This window comes from Mesorhizobium sp. B2-5-13 (genome assembly GCF_006440535.1).
Lineage (GTDB): Bacteria > Pseudomonadota > Alphaproteobacteria > Rhizobiales > Rhizobiaceae > Mesorhizobium > Mesorhizobium salmacidum.
In genome coordinates this window covers 82,480-95,632 of record NZ_VFUI01000014.1, presented here as the reverse complement: position 1 = coordinate 95,632, position 13,153 = coordinate 82,480, and the positions used below count along the sequence as shown (strand labels likewise).

The window sequence follows — 13,153 nt, the reverse complement described above, 5'->3', positions numbered from 1 at the left end:
TTGGACCCAAAAGCATCCACAGATACCGATCTGTTGATTTTGAGATTCCCTTGCTGGTCGAACACGCCGCCGCTGCTGCGTGTCCTCAATCACATCACGTGTTGAACTTGAACAGCATGACGTCGCCGTCCTGGACGACGTATTCCTTGCCTTCATCGCGTGCCTTGCCGGCTTCCTTGGCCGCCACTTCGCCGCCCAGCGTGACGAAGTCGTTGTAGGCGATGGTCTGGGCGCGGATGAAGCCGCGTTCGAAGTCGGTGTGGATGACGCCAGCGGCCTGTGGGGCCTTGTCGCCCTTGTGGATGGTCCAGGCGCGCGTTTCCTTCGGCCCGGCGGTGAAATAGGTGATCAAATGCAACAGGTCGTAGCCGGCGCGGATGACCTTGTTCAGGCCAGGCTCGTCGAGCCCAAGCGAGGACAGGAACTCCATCTCTTCCTCGTCCGAGAGCTGGGCGACTTCGGCCTCGATCGCGGCCGAGATCACCACGGTGCCGGCGCCCTGCGCGGTGGCCATCTTCTCCACGGCCCTGGTGTGCTCGTTGCCGGTCGCGGCATCCACCTCGGCGACGTTGCAGACATAGAGCACGGGATGCGAGGTCAAGAGGTTCAGGCCCTGCAGGATGCGCAGGTCCTCCGCCGAAATCCCCTTGAGCAGGATGCGGGTCGGCTTGCCGGCCTGCAGCAGCTCCAGTGCCGCCTCCATCATCGGCAATACGGTCGTCGCTTCCTTGTCCTTGCTGCCCGCGCGCTTGCGGATCTGGACGATGCGGCGCTCGATGCTGTCGAGGTCGGCGAGCATCAGCTCGGTCTCGACCGTCTCGGCGTCGGCGACAGGGTCGATGCGGCCCTCGACATGGGTGATGTCGTCATCCTCGAAGCAGCGCAGCACATGCACGATGGCGTCGACCTCGCGGATGTTGGCGAGGAACTGATTGCCCAGCCCTTCGCCCTTGGAGGCGCCGCGCACCAGGCCGGCAATGTCGACGAAGGAGATGCGCGTCGGAATGATCTCCTTCGACTTGGCGATTTCGGCGATCTTCTGCAGGCGCGGATCGGGCACCGCCACCTCGCCGGTGTTCGGTTCGATGGTGCAGAAGGGATAATTGGCGGCCTGCGCGGCGGCCGTCCTCGTCAGCGCGTTGAAAAGCGTCGACTTGCCGACATTGGGCAAGCCAACGATGCCGCATTTGAAACCCATTTTGTCCGGTCCTATCGGGAAAAAGCGAAATTTGATGAGGGCTATGGGCGATAGGGGTTAGGAACGTCAAGCCCTGTAAGGCCACATGCGCCTACGCTTCAGTCCTTGTTGCCGAAGAGTTTCTTCAGCATGGCGGCCATCGGGCCGGTCTCGGGCAGTTTGGCGGGCGCCTGCTGGGGGCGGGCCTGGCGGACATGGCTTTGCTGTTTCGGGCTTTGCTGTTTCGGGCTCGACTGCTTCTGCGCCGGCTTTTCCGGTTCGACGCCCGCCTTACCCTGGACGGCAAGGGCGGCCTTGTTCATGAAGCCGGATTCGTCGCCCTTGACGATCATCGCCGCATTGTCGGCGATCGCATCGAGCAGCGGGTCGAGCCAGTCGCGGTCGGCCTTGGCGAAGTCACCGAGCACATGATGCTGGACCATTTCCTTGACGCCGGGATGGCCGACGCCGATGCGCACGCGCCGATAGGCGTTGCCGACATGGCCGTCGATCGAGCGGATGCCGTTGTGGCCACCGGCGCCACCGCCGGTCTTGATACGCAGCTTGCCTTCGGCAAGATCGATCTCGTCATAGAAGACGGTGAGGGCGGAAAGGTCGAGCTTGTAGAAGCGCAGCGCTTCGCCGACGGACTGGCCGGACAGGTTCATGAAGGTCTGCGGCTTGATCAGGATGATCTTTTCGCCGCCGAGCGTGCCTTCGGAAATCAGGCCCTGGAACTTCTTCGACCAGGGCGAAAAGGAATGGCGGCGGGCGATAGCGTCCGCCGCCATGAAGCCGACATTGTGCCGGTTTTCAGCGTATTTCGCGCCCGGATTGCCGAGGCCTGCAAAGACAAGCATCGTCGCCTCCGGGCGTGAAAAGAGTTACTTCTCTTCGGCGGCGGGAGCCGCTTCGGGAGCCGCAACCTCAACCGTCTCTTCCGTCTCCGGCTTCATCGCCGAAGAGCCGGCAACGGTCGCGATGGTGAAGTCGCGGTCGGAGATGACCGGCTTGACGCCGGCCGGCAGCTTGACCGCCGAGATGTGGATCGAATCGCCGATGTCGGCACCGGTGAGATCGACGGTGATGAATTCCGGGATCGCATTGGCCGGGCAGTGGAACTCGACTTCGTGACGCACGATGTTGAGCACGCCGCCGCGCTTGATGCCGGGCGACTTGTCTTCATTGATGAAGTGCACGGGAACATCGACGTTGACTTCGGTGTCCTTGCCGATGCGCAGGAAGTCGACATGGACAGGGAAATCCTTGACCGGGTCGAGCTGGAAGTCCTTCGGCAGGACCTGGATCTTCTTGCCGTCGACATCGATCGTGGCGACCGTGGTCAGGAACCCGCCGCCATGGATCTTGTAGTAGATGTCCTTGTAGGTGAGCGCGATCGCCAGGGGAGGCTGTCTGTCACCGTAGATTACTGCAGGCACTTTACCGTTGCGGCGAACTGCACGGGCGGACCCCTTACCGACCTGTTCGCGCGCTTCGGCCTTGAGCTCGTAAGTATCGTGGCTCATGGCTTTTCCTTTCGCGTGTTATGGAGCGCCTACGGTTGGCGATGTGCCAGGCCGTAAACGTCGAAAGCCGCCAGACCTCGGTGCCCGAATGCCGGAAACCGCAGCGAGCGGATCTTTGTTCGGGATCACAAGGGGAAGGCAGCCTTCCGCCGCGTTGCCTCCAAGGGTGTCTACGCGGGTGGCGGCTCTATAGCGGAAGGCGGGCAGGCGTGCAAGCGGAGGTGGGAAAGGCCGTCGTTAACGGTCGCCGCTCAAGGCATAGCGCAGTGCCTGGACCTGCCGGTTCAGGGCGTCGAGCTCGGCCAGCGTCATGCCCGAGCGCTCAACCAGGGTTTCGTTCAGGCAATTGCACTGGACGAGCAGCTTGCGGCCGGCTGATGTCAGGTCGACCTGTACCTGGCGCTCGTCGGTCTGGCTGCGCCGGCGGGTCACCAGGCCGGATTGTTCCATGCGCTTAACCAGCGGCGTGACCGTGCTCGATTCCAGAGCGAGCCTGTGCGCGATCGTGCCGACAGACATCCCGTCAGCCTCGCCCAGCACGTTGAGCACGAGATATTGCGGATAGGTGATGCCCATCTCGTCCAGCATCGGCTTGTAGGTGCGATTGATCACCATGCTGGTGGCGTAGAGCGTGAAGCACAGCTGATTGTCCAACGGGAGAGGCACGACGCATTCCTTTGCCGATTAAACGCCTAAAATATGTACTGCAAAAAATGATATCGCGATACATATTTTTTGTAGACACGGGGATCAAGCTGCGCTAGCGATATCTTATCGCGATATTGTTTATTGCGATACTAATCGAACGGAGATTGAGATGACCTCGCAGACCAAATCAGGCTCAGGCAGCGGCACGATCACCACCAAGGACGGCACGCAGATCTATTACAAGGACTGGGGAACCGGCCAGCCCATCGTCTTCCATCACGGCTGGCCGTTGAGCAGCGACGACTGGGACGCCCAGATGCTGTTCTTCCTGTCACAAGGCTACCGCGTCATCGCCCATGACCGCCGCGGCCATGGCCGGTCGACGCAGACGGATATCGGCAACGAGATGGACACCTATGCCGCCGATGTGGCTGAACTTGTCGCGCATCTCGACCTTAGGGATGCCATCCATGTCGGCCACTCGACCGGCGGCGGCGAGGTGGCGCGCTATGTCGCCCGGTATGGTGCGGGCGGCCGTGTTGCCAAAGCGGCCTTGCTCGGCGCGGTGCCGCCGATCATGCTCAAGACCCCAGCCAATCCCGGCGGCCTGCCGATCGAGGTGTTCGACGGCTTCCGCGCAGGCGTTGCCGCCAACCGCGCGCAGCTTTACGTGGATGTTCCCGCCGGCCCGTTCTACGGCTTCAATCGCCCGGATGCGCAGGTTTCGCAAGGTGTGATCGACAACTGGTACCGCCAGGGCATGATGGGTGGCACCAAGGCGCACTATGACTGCATCAAGGCCTTTTCGGAGACGGACTTTACCGAAGACCTGAAGAAGATCGACGTGCCGGTGCTGGTCATGCATGGCGATGACGACCAGATCGTCCCCATTGCCGACTCGGCGCTGTTGACCATCAAGCTGCTCAAGAAGGGCGAGCTCAAAGTCTACAAGGGCTTTCCGCACGGCATGGCCACGACCCACGCCGAAATCATCAACGCCGACCTGCTGGCCTTCTTCAAGGCCTGAATCCTTCCCGCCTGAATGGCAAAGGCACCCGCCATATGGCGGGTGCCTTTGCCTGGATACAGCTCGGATGATTTTATGCGGCTGCCTGCGCCTTGCGGGCTTCCTTCATGTTGGGCAGGAACACCGTCAGCAATCCCAGGAACGGCAGGTAGGAGCAGATCTGGAAGACGAAATCGATGCCCTTCATGTCGGCGACGACGCCAAGCACGGCGGCCGCGATGCCGCCGACGCCGAAGGCGAAGCCGAAGAAGATGCCGGCGATCGTGCCGACGCGGCCCGGCACCAGTTCCTGCGCGAAGACGACGATGTTGGAGAATGCCGACGACAGGATCAGGCCGATCAGCACGGTCAGCACCATCGTCCATTCCATGTTGGCGTAGGGGAGCGCCAGCGTGAAGGGCAGGACGCCGACGATCGAGAACCAGATCATCGCCTTTTGTCCATAGCGGTCGCCGAACGGACCGCCAAGCAGGATGCCCAGCGCCGAAGAGCCGAGGAAGAGAAACAGCATGACCTGCGACATCTGCACCGAAACGCCGAACTTATGGATGGAGTAGAAGGTGTAGTAGCTGGCCAGGCTGGCGATGTAGGCGTTCTTGGTCAGCACCAGCAAGGTCAGCACCACCAAGGCCCACATCACTTTGCGGCGCGGGAAGGGCGAGACGAAGCTTGCCGTCTTGCGATTGCCTTGCGCGGCGCGCAGACGGCTGTACCAGCCGCCGACCTGCCACAGGATGACGATGCCGATCAGCGAGCCGACGGCGAACCAGGCGATGCTGGTCTGGCCGAAGGGCACGACGATGAAGGCGGCCAGCAATGGGCCCATGGACTGGCCGAAATTGCCGCCGACCTGGAACAGCGACTGCGCCAGGCCAAACCGGCCGCCGGATGCGAAGCGGGCGATGCGCGAGGACTCCGGATGGAAGATCGCCGAGCCGATGCCGATCAGCGAGGCGCCGATCAGGAGGAGGTAGTAGTGCCCGGCATAGGCCAGCACGACCAGGCCGATCAGCGAAGACGCCATGCCCCAGGGCAGCGAATAAGGCATCGGCCGCTTGTCGGTAACCGCGCCGATGATCGGCTGCAGCAGGGATGCCGTCACCTGGAAGGTGAAGGTCAACAGGCCGATCTGCCAGAAGTCGAGGCCGTAATTGTCTTTCAGAAGCGGATAGATGGCCGATAGCAGCGACTGCATGATGTCGTTGATGGAGTGGCAGAGGCTCACCGCCAGGATGACGGTGAAGGCCGTCGCCTGGACTGAAGCGTGACTGGCGGTCGCAGGCGGCGCGACGCTGGTGGCTGTTGTATCGGTCAAGATAGGCTCCGTAGTCTTTTTGGCGGTTTTTCCCGCAGGCGGTGTGGCGGGCGCTTCCCGCAGGCTGCCTTATAGTCCGGTTGCCAAGCGACTTCTTTCGTGGTTTGGTCCAAGAGTTTCGCAAGTGGGCCATACCGAATGCCAAAAACCAGGGAGATTTTCGGCGCCGGCCACGCCGATCTCGAGCAATTGCACGGGCTGCGCTGGCAGTGGCTCGAGCAGGCGGTCGGGCCGGCGGTGGTGTTGCCGACCGAATATCCGGACGGCTACCACGTGCCGCACCACCACCACAGCCGCAGCCAGTTGCTGCATGCGCTGGTCGGCGTCGTGCTGGTGACGACGCGGCATGGCCGGTGGATGGTGCCGCCGGACCATGCGATGTGGATCCCGGCCGGCATCGAACATTCCGTCGAGATGCTGGGCGATGTCTCGATGCGCTCGGTCTATGTCATGCCGCAGGCGATTCCGGGCCTGCCGGAGGGCATGCGCGTCGTCGGCATCACCGACCTGATGCACAGTCTGATCGTGGAATCCGAGAAGCTGCCGCAAGGCGGCGAGCTTGAAGGGCGCGGCGGCCTGATCATGAACCTTCTCCTGCACGAGATCCCGCAATTGCCGGAGCGGCCGCTCGGCCTGCCGTTCCCGTCGGATCCCAAACTGGCGGCGCTCTGCCGGCGTTTCGTCGCCGCACCCTCACCGCATGCGACGATCGACGAATGGGCCGATACGGTCGGCATGAGCCGACGCTCCTTCACGCGCGCCTTCCAGCGCCAGACCGGCCTGTCGCTGTCAACATGGCGCCAGCAGGCCTGCCTGTTCGCGGCGCTGCCGAGGCTCGCCGACGGCGAGCCGATCACCCGGGTGGCGCTCGATCTCGGCTATGACAGCGTGCCGGCCTTCATCACCATGTTCAAGCGCATGCTGGGTTCCTCGCCGCGCGGCTATATGCGCGGCGCGCGCGATGCCGGCGAAGGCATGCGGCGAGCTCCGGCCCGGTCAGAGGCACCGACGCCATCGGCCTTGCCGCAGGGGTGACGGGTTTTCAGTCGAACAGGCTCGACACCGATTCCTCGGTCGCCGTGCGCGAGATGGCTTCGCCCATCAGGTCGGCGATCGAGATGACGCGGATGTTGGGCGCGTCGAGCACGCCCTGCGTCGGTTGGATGGAATCGGTGATCACCAGTTCCTGCAGCTTCGAGCCGCTGATGCGAGCGACCGCGCCGCCCGACAGCACGCCGTGGGTGATGTAGGCGGTGACGCTGGTGGCGCCGTTGGCCAGCAGCGCGTCGGCGGCATTGCACAGCGTGCCGCCGGAATCGACGATGTCGTCGATCAAAAGGCAATCCTTGCCGGCGACCGCGCCGATGATGTTCATGACTTCCGATTCGCCCGGACGCTCACGACGCTTGTCGACGATGGCGAGCTGCGCGTCGAAGCGCTTGGCAAGCGCGCGGGCACGCACCACGCCGCCAATATCGGGCGATACGACGACGACGTTGCCAAGCTGCTTGTATTTTGCCTTGACGTCGCGGGCCATCACCGGCACCGAGAACAGATTGTCGGTCGGGATGTCGAAGAAGCCCTGGATCTGGCCGGCATGGAGATCCAGCGTCAAAACCCTGTCGACGCCGGCGCGGGTGATCATGTTGGCGACCAGCTTGGCCGAGATCGGCGTGCGGCCGGAGGCGCGGCGGTCCTGCCTGGCATAGCCGAAATAGGGGATAACGGCCGTAATGCGCTTGGCCGAGGAGCGCATGAAGGCGTCGATCATGATGAGCAGTTCCATCAGGTGATCGTTGGTCGGGAACGAGGTCGACTGCAGGATGAAGACATCCTCGCCGCGCACATTCTCCTGGATTTCGACGAAGATTTCCTGGTCGGCGAAGCGCCTGACACTGGCCTTGCCCAGCGGGATGTTGAGATAGCGAGCGACCGCTTCGGCCAGCACCCTGTTGGAATTGCCCGCGAAGAGTTTCATGCACCGTTCCTGGTGGAGGACGGAGAGGCCTGGCGGACTCTCCTGCGCCTTTTAACCGGGCTTTTAGCGGCCCGCGCCGGTATTGCAAGCGTCGAGATCGTGAATCCGCCGGCTAAGCTCACGAAAACTGTTAGCCATCACCGACTGGCAGCGGAGAGCTGCGGACTTCCGCTGCTCCCTCTGCTCGTTCGAGCATCCGGATTTTCCCAAAACCGTTTTCTACTTTTGGGTTCTGGGCTAGCTCGCCTTGCCACTGAGAAAGGCCGCGAACTGGTCGATGGTCTGGTCGGCGATCGCCTGCATGGTGGCTGGCGAGACCGACTTCCAGCTGTCGGCGCCGGCGCCGGAACCGGTCGAAGGCGCCTTCATCTGGCCGTTGATGCGGTGCAGCCGGTTGCCGGATAGGTCGTAGACGTCCCAGACATAGATGACGGTGGTGTCCTTGCCCTCCGTCATCGCCGAGAAGTAACCCTTGAGCACATGGGTGGCGGTCTGGTCCTGGCTGCCGGCCAGCGTGATGCCGCGCTGCCTGGCGCGTGTCTGCAGTTCCGCCGTCAGCGGCGTGGCGGCTTCCACCGAAGCGCCGACGATCGGCGCGATCTGCAGCCGGGTCTTCGACAGGATGGCGGCAGCCTGGGCGGAGGTGACGGGCGCGGCGGCGGGTGCGCCCGCTGTCGTGGTGGCCGTCGCGGCCGTAGATGGCGCCGGGGCGGGAACGGTGCCCGCCGAGCTGCCCTGCGTTGCCGGCTGCGTCGAAGCCGCCGGCGGGGTGATGGCGGAAGGCTCGAGGACGTCCTTTGCGTTGGTGCAGGCAGCCAAAGCCAATGCCACAAGCAATGACACGGTCGTCACATGCGATCGTCTCATTTGCCTTCTAACTCCTTGGCGAAGAACGCCTCCCATTATGGATTCACTGCACGATCAAGTCGAGATCATGGCGGGACAGCGGCTTCGGCTGGGATTCGGTGGTCAGGTAGGTGCGGCCAAGCGTCATCGCCGTCTCGGTCTCGGAATCCATGATGATCATATGGGCAAACAGCGTCATGTTCGGCGCGATCGGTTCGGGATTGCCCTGGTAAAACATCGGCATATCCATCCAGGACGGCGTGAAGCGGGCCCCGACCGAATAGCCGCAGGCGTTCAGCCGGTGCTTGGTCAGGCCGTGCGCTTCCATGGTACGGGCGTGGGCGTCGAACACGTCGCCGAAGGTGTTTGCGGGCGTCATCGCCTTTTCGACGGCCAGAAGGGCGGCGCGTGCCGCATCAAACAGCTCCTGATGGCGCTTGGAGACCTTTCCGGTCAGCACCGTGCGCATCATCGGCGCGTGGTAGTGATGGAAGACCCCTGCCCATTCAAGCGTCAGCTGGTCATTCTTGGTGAGCTTGCGGCGGCCGGCCTTGTAGCGGCACAGCAGCGCATCGACGCCGGAGCCGATGATGAACTCGTTGGCCGGATAGTCGCCGCCACCGGCGAAGATCGCGCCCTGCATGGCGGCGAGGATCAAGGCCTCGTCGCCGCCCTGCTTGATCAGCGGCAGCGCCGCGTCCAGCGCGTCGTCGGACAGATTGGCGGCCTTCTCCGCCTTGGCGACCTCGGCCGGGCTCTTGAACAGGCGCAACCGCCCGACGATGCCGGAGGCATCGGCGATCTGGCCGAAGGTCTGCAACTGCTCGTCCAGGCGGCGGCCATTATAGGCGGTCAGACCGTGAGTGTCGTATTCGACGCCGATCCGGGCGCCGAGCAGGTCGAGTTCGTTGAGCAGGTTGCGCAGGTCGACGGCCGGATTGGCGCCGTCGCGATCGGTCCACAGCACGATGTTGTCGATGATCGAGGTCTGGCGGGCCTGGCGCAGGTCGGCCGAACGGGTCAGAAGCACCATGGAACCGTCGGCCTTCACCACCAGGCACTGGAAGAAGCAGAAGCCGAACGTGTCGTAGCCGGTCAGCCAGTACATGCTTTCCTGCGCGAACAGCAGGATGGCGTCGAGCTTCTTCTCGGCCATCTCGATCATCAGCCGGTCGCGCCGCGCGTCGAATTCCGATCGTTCAAAATGCAGCGCCATTATACCTTCTCCAAAACGATTGCCGAAACCTGCCGGCCATAATCGGGTTCCCTACGGTGCGTGGTGCGCCGGTAGGAGTAAAACAGATCTTCCTCGGCATAGGTGCAGCGGCCAAGGCCTTCGGCCGTAACGCCGGCCTTGGCCAGCCGGTCGATCGTATAGCCGTTGAGGTCGAACATCGAATGGCCGGCATGTGCCGAAGGCACGAAATATCGTGCATTTTCACTGTCGGCATCGACGAAGCGGGCGACGAATTCCGGCCCCACTTCGTAATTGTCGGGGCTGATCGAAGGGCCAAGCACGGCAACGATTTTTTCGCGACGGGCGCCGAGGCTCTCCATGGCGGCAACGGTGTTTTCGAGTACGCCCGTGAAAGCGCCTTTCCACCCGGCATGCGCCGCGCCGATGATGCGCGCGCCGTCATCCGCGAACAGAACCGGGCCGCAATCGGCGGTCGAGGCGCCGATGGCGATGCCCGGCCGGTCGGTGACGATGGCATCGGCCTTGGGACGCTCGCCGGCGAAGGGTTCCCTGGCGATGACGACGTTGGGTGAATGGACCTGCCAGGCGGTCAGCAGATGGCTTGCGGGCACGCCCATCCAGGCGGCGACACGGGCCCGGTTCTCGGCGACCAGCGCCTGGTCGTCATCCGACCCAGTGCCGATGTTGAGGCCCCGGTAGATGCCCGTGGAGACGCCGCCAATGCGGGTGAAGTAGCCGTGGCGGATGCCTTGTGCCTGCGCCTGGTCCAGTAGCGGCGACCGAACGGGATCCGGTTTGGTCTGATTCAGCATGCGGGCGTTGTTGTCCGTGTGGGCGGTTTCGTCAAGGAAAAGCGGCCGGCGGTCCGGCCGTCTTTTACCGGACGGGAGATTGGGAGGGGTAGCGACGAAAAGTCAATCCGCCGTGGCGAAGGACCTGACGGCGACGCCGCGCGGAACGACGGCTAGGACCTTGAAGAGTTCGCCCATGGCTCGCGGGCCGGCGAGGCGCTCGACGGCATCTGATATCTTGTCGCGTGCTGCCTGGCCGGCATCGGCGCCCAACTGGCCGGCACGCTCCAGAATGCCCATGCCGAGCAGGAAATTGCCCTGCGTCGACAGGTAGGCGTCGAGACCGTACGCGCGCACGGTCGCTGCAAGGGCGGCGAAATCGACATGGGAGGTAAGGTCGGCTTCGCCGGGATTGGCCAGCACATCTTCGTGATTGTGCCGGCGCAAGGCCTGCAGCGTGTCGCCGACCCCGCGCCGCAGATGGCCGTAGTCGAGGAACAGCCCGGCGCCGCCATGAGCGGCTATGCGCTCGGCGATGGCCGCCATCAGGGCGGTGCGGGCGGGCGCGATTTCGACGATCGCGCCTTGCGGCGCGTCGGCTGCATCCCCGGGCAGCAGCGTCGGGTCGACCGAGCCGACGCCCGCGAAGAAGCAAAGATTGTCCGCGTCGTCCAGGCCGACCATGCGCTCGCGCCACTCGGCGCCGGCGCGGACGAACTGGCGGATGGGCATGGCATCGAACAGTTCGTTGCCGACGATCAGCAGTGGTTGCCGCGGCAGCGTGTCGATGGTTTCGTGCCATGAAACAGCGAATGGTGTCGCGCCGAGCGTCTGTTTCTGGATTTCCGTCAGGCGCGGGCTGGTCTCGATCATGGCGAAGGCGGCGCCATTGGCCAAGGCGGGGTCGAGCCGCGACAAGGTGCGCAGCATGTCCTTCATCAGCGTGCCGCGGCCAGGGCCGATCTCGGCGACGGTGACCGGCATCGGCCGGCCGATCGCTGCCCAAGCCTGATAGAGCCAGACGGCGACGAGTTCGCCGAACATCTGGCTGATTTCCGGCGCGGTGATGAAGTCGCCGGCCGCGCCGAACGGTTCGCGTGTGGTGTAGTAGCCGTCGCGCGGATCGAACAGGCACAGCGCCATATATTCGTTGATGGGCATCGGACCCACCGCCTCGATCAGGTCGACGATACGGGATTTCAGTCGCGTCATGTCGCCTGCGGCTGCACTTGCTTCACCGGCTTGGCTGTGGCCATCGCCCAGATGCCGGCCAGCACCATCGGCGTCGACAGGATCATGCCCATGGTCAGCCAGTTTGTGCCGAGGAGATAGCCGAGCTGCTGGTCGGGTTCGCGGAAGAACTCGACGAAAATTCGTGACAGGCCGTAGCCGCAGATGAAAGCGCCGCCGACAAAGCGCGGCGTCTTCAGCTTGAGGCGCGAGTGGGTGAGGATGCGCAGCACCACAAACAGCACCAGCCCTTCGAGCAAGGCCTCGTAGAGCTGGCTCGGATGGCGGGTGAACGGTCCGCCATTGGGGAATTCGATCGCCCAGGGCACGTCGGTCGGCCGTCCCCAGAGCTCGGAGTTGATGAAGTTGGCGACGCGCACGAGGCCGAGGCCGACCGGCACGCCGGCCGCCACGACATCGAACAGCGACCAGGTGCGGATGCCGCGCTTAAAGGAAAACAGCGTCATGGCCAGGATGACGCCGAGCAGGCCGCCATGGAAGGACATGCCGCCTTGCCAGACGGCGAAGATATCGAGAGGATGGGCGATATAGCGCGCCAGGTCATAGAACAGGACATAGCCGGTGCGGCCGCCCAGAACCACGCCGACGGCCGCCCAGACGATGAAATCGTCGAGGTCCTCCAGCTTCATCGGCAGGACGCCGTCGGGCCAGAGTTTCGGATTTGCGGCGAGCCGCTTGGCATACCACCAGGCAAACAGGATGCCGACGATGTAACCGATGCCGTACCAGTGCACCGCCAGCGGCCCGATCTGGATGAGGATCGGGTTGATGTTCGGGAAAGGCAGTGAAGCCAGCGGCAGCAGGAAATACTCGTTCAACGGGGAGCTCTCGGTTGCGATCGGCGCGGACCATGCGGCAGGGTTTTGGCAGGGTCAAGGCAAGGGCACGGCCGTCCATGGCTGGTGAACGGGATCGCTTCAAGATCCGTCGCGCGGATGGATGTCCTCAACCCCTGGGCTTGCCGGCCACCACTTCACGCAAGGCGTCGTTGATCCTGTCCTGCCAGCCTGGGCCATCTTCCTGGAAATGCTCGAGCACGGCCCGGTCGATCCTGATCGAGACAAGCTCGCGGACATTCGGGGCGGTGGAGGGTTCGCGAGGCGGGGCCGGTGCCGGCTTCTTCACCGGCTTGAAGACAGCTTCGGCGGCTTCCATCGGATTTGTCGGTCTGCGCGGGGGCGTTGCCATTGGTTATCCCGGGTTGAACGTGCCTGAAGGGAGACGAGGGCGTCACAATAGGCGACTTGCCACCACCAAGTACAGCTTCGGAGCGTTCGGGAGCCTCCCGCAGGACGCGGCAGTCGCCATGCGGTTGTGCGCCATAGCAACGCAGATGCCGCACCAACGCCCAACGTTCTTGCATTCCTCGCGCCACGTCACTAATTCAAATCATGCA

General features: G+C 63.6%; 14 protein-coding genes. 2 read left to right on the top strand and 12 right to left on the bottom strand.

Annotation, left to right across the window (positions count from 1 at the left end; genetic code table 11):
- Positions 1 to 94 precede the first annotated feature (94 nt).
- The 4 genes from ychF to FJ434_RS21480 form a co-directional block, all read right to left on the bottom strand.
- Positions 95 to 1,198, bottom strand: a complete 1,104-nt coding sequence (gene ychF, locus FJ434_RS21495; RefSeq protein WP_140751075.1) for a redox-regulated ATPase YchF — start codon at positions 1,196 to 1,198, stop codon at positions 95 to 97.
- Between the two features lie 98 nt (positions 1,199 to 1,296).
- Positions 1,297 to 2,037, bottom strand: coding sequence for an aminoacyl-tRNA hydrolase (gene pth / locus FJ434_RS21490; protein ID WP_140504925.1), 741 nt, complete (start codon positions 2,035 to 2,037; stop codon positions 1,297 to 1,299).
- Positions 2,038 to 2,061: 24 nt separating this feature from the next.
- Positions 2,062 to 2,703 (bottom strand): 50S ribosomal protein L25/general stress protein Ctc, encoded by a 642-nt coding sequence (locus tag FJ434_RS21485; RefSeq protein WP_027143359.1) that lies wholly within the window; start codon positions 2,701 to 2,703, stop codon positions 2,062 to 2,064.
- A 237-nt stretch (positions 2,704 to 2,940) separates the two neighbouring features.
- A complete protein-coding gene (locus tag FJ434_RS21480; RefSeq protein ID WP_140751077.1) occupies positions 2,941 to 3,369 on the bottom strand; it encodes a MarR family transcriptional regulator in 429 nt (142 codons plus the stop codon).
- 151 nt (positions 3,370 to 3,520) lie between these two features.
- Between FJ434_RS21480 and FJ434_RS21475 the strand changes: the two genes are divergently transcribed.
- Positions 3,521 to 4,378 carry an alpha/beta hydrolase gene (locus tag FJ434_RS21475; protein WP_140504928.1) on the top strand — a complete coding sequence of 286 codons (858 nt, stop codon included), beginning with the start codon at positions 3,521 to 3,523 and terminating at the stop codon, positions 4,376 to 4,378.
- Between the two features lie 73 nt (positions 4,379 to 4,451).
- Here FJ434_RS21475 and FJ434_RS21470 read toward each other — a convergent pair whose 3' ends face one another.
- On the bottom strand, positions 4,452 to 5,693 hold the full coding sequence (locus FJ434_RS21470) for an MFS transporter (RefSeq protein WP_181166047.1): 1,242 nt from the start codon (positions 5,691 to 5,693) through the stop codon (positions 4,452 to 4,454).
- Positions 5,694 to 5,831: 138 nt separating this feature from the next.
- On the opposite strand from FJ434_RS21470, the gene FJ434_RS21465 reads away from it, so the two are divergent.
- A complete protein-coding gene (locus tag FJ434_RS21465) occupies positions 5,832 to 6,728 on the top strand; it encodes a helix-turn-helix transcriptional regulator (RefSeq protein ID WP_140712469.1) in 897 nt (298 codons plus the stop codon).
- Positions 6,729 to 6,735: 7 nt separating this feature from the next.
- On the opposite strand, the gene FJ434_RS21460 is transcribed toward FJ434_RS21465, so the two are convergent.
- The 7 genes from FJ434_RS21460 to FJ434_RS21430 form a co-directional block, all read right to left on the bottom strand.
- The gene (locus FJ434_RS21460) at positions 6,736 to 7,671 is read right to left on the bottom strand and encodes a ribose-phosphate pyrophosphokinase (RefSeq protein WP_019860650.1); all 936 of its coding nucleotides are present in this window, start codon (positions 7,669 to 7,671) and stop codon (positions 6,736 to 6,738) included.
- Positions 7,672 to 7,908: 237 nt separating this feature from the next.
- Positions 7,909 to 8,538 (bottom strand): hypothetical protein, encoded by a 630-nt coding sequence (locus FJ434_RS21455; protein WP_140751079.1) that lies wholly within the window; start codon positions 8,536 to 8,538, stop codon positions 7,909 to 7,911.
- Positions 8,539 to 8,581: 43 nt separating this feature from the next.
- Complete coding sequence (locus FJ434_RS21450) at positions 8,582 to 9,733, bottom strand: Xaa-Pro peptidase family protein (protein ID WP_140504935.1); 1,152 nt, start codon at positions 9,731 to 9,733, stop codon at positions 8,582 to 8,584.
- A complete protein-coding gene (gene pgeF, locus FJ434_RS21445) occupies positions 9,733 to 10,527 on the bottom strand; it encodes a peptidoglycan editing factor PgeF (protein WP_140751081.1) in 795 nt (264 codons plus the stop codon). Before pgeF ends, FJ434_RS21450 begins: the two co-directional genes overlap by 1 nt.
- Positions 10,528 to 10,629: 102 nt before the next feature.
- Positions 10,630 to 11,718 carry a class I SAM-dependent methyltransferase gene (locus FJ434_RS21440; RefSeq protein ID WP_140751083.1) on the bottom strand — a complete coding sequence of 363 codons (1,089 nt, stop codon included), beginning with the start codon at positions 11,716 to 11,718 and terminating at the stop codon, positions 10,630 to 10,632.
- A complete protein-coding gene (gene lgt / locus FJ434_RS21435) occupies positions 11,715 to 12,575 on the bottom strand; it encodes a prolipoprotein diacylglyceryl transferase (RefSeq protein ID WP_140712461.1) in 861 nt (286 codons plus the stop codon). The genes FJ434_RS21440 and lgt overlap by 4 nt, the downstream gene beginning before the upstream one ends.
- Before the next feature lie 127 nt (positions 12,576 to 12,702).
- Positions 12,703 to 12,945, bottom strand: a complete 243-nt coding sequence (locus tag FJ434_RS21430; RefSeq protein WP_027143349.1) for a BrnA antitoxin family protein — start codon at positions 12,943 to 12,945, stop codon at positions 12,703 to 12,705.
- Between the last annotated feature and the right edge of the window lie 208 nt (positions 12,946 to 13,153).

Excerpts from the sequence above, each read along its gene's own strand:
- ychF (WP_140751075.1), bottom strand. The coding sequence starts at position 1,198 with ATGGGTTTCAAATGCGGCATCGTTGGCTTGCCCAATGTCGGCAAGTCG.
- pth (WP_140504925.1), bottom strand. The coding sequence starts at position 2,037 with ATGCTTGTCTTTGCAGGCCTCGGCAATCCGGGCGCGAAATACGCTGAA.
- FJ434_RS21485 (WP_027143359.1), bottom strand. The coding sequence starts at position 2,703 with ATGAGCCACGATACTTACGAGCTCAAGGCCGAAGCGCGCGAACAGGTC.
- FJ434_RS21475 (WP_140504928.1), top strand. The coding sequence starts at position 3,521 with ATGACCTCGCAGACCAAATCAGGCTCAGGCAGCGGCACGATCACCACC.
- FJ434_RS21465 (WP_140712469.1), top strand. The coding sequence starts at position 5,832 with ATGCCAAAAACCAGGGAGATTTTCGGCGCCGGCCACGCCGATCTCGAG.
- FJ434_RS21460 (WP_019860650.1), bottom strand. The coding sequence starts at position 7,671 with ATGAAACTCTTCGCGGGCAATTCCAACAGGGTGCTGGCCGAAGCGGTC.
- FJ434_RS21455 (WP_140751079.1), bottom strand. The coding sequence starts at position 8,538 with ATGAGACGATCGCATGTGACGACCGTGTCATTGCTTGTGGCATTGGCT.
- FJ434_RS21450 (WP_140504935.1), bottom strand. The coding sequence starts at position 9,733 with ATGGCGCTGCATTTTGAACGATCGGAATTCGACGCGCGGCGCGACCGG.
- pgeF (WP_140751081.1), bottom strand. The coding sequence starts at position 10,527 with ATGCTGAATCAGACCAAACCGGATCCCGTTCGGTCGCCGCTACTGGAC.
- FJ434_RS21440 (WP_140751083.1), bottom strand. The coding sequence starts at position 11,718 with ATGACGCGACTGAAATCCCGTATCGTCGACCTGATCGAGGCGGTGGGT.
- FJ434_RS21430 (WP_027143349.1), bottom strand. The coding sequence starts at position 12,945 with ATGGCAACGCCCCCGCGCAGACCGACAAATCCGATGGAAGCCGCCGAA.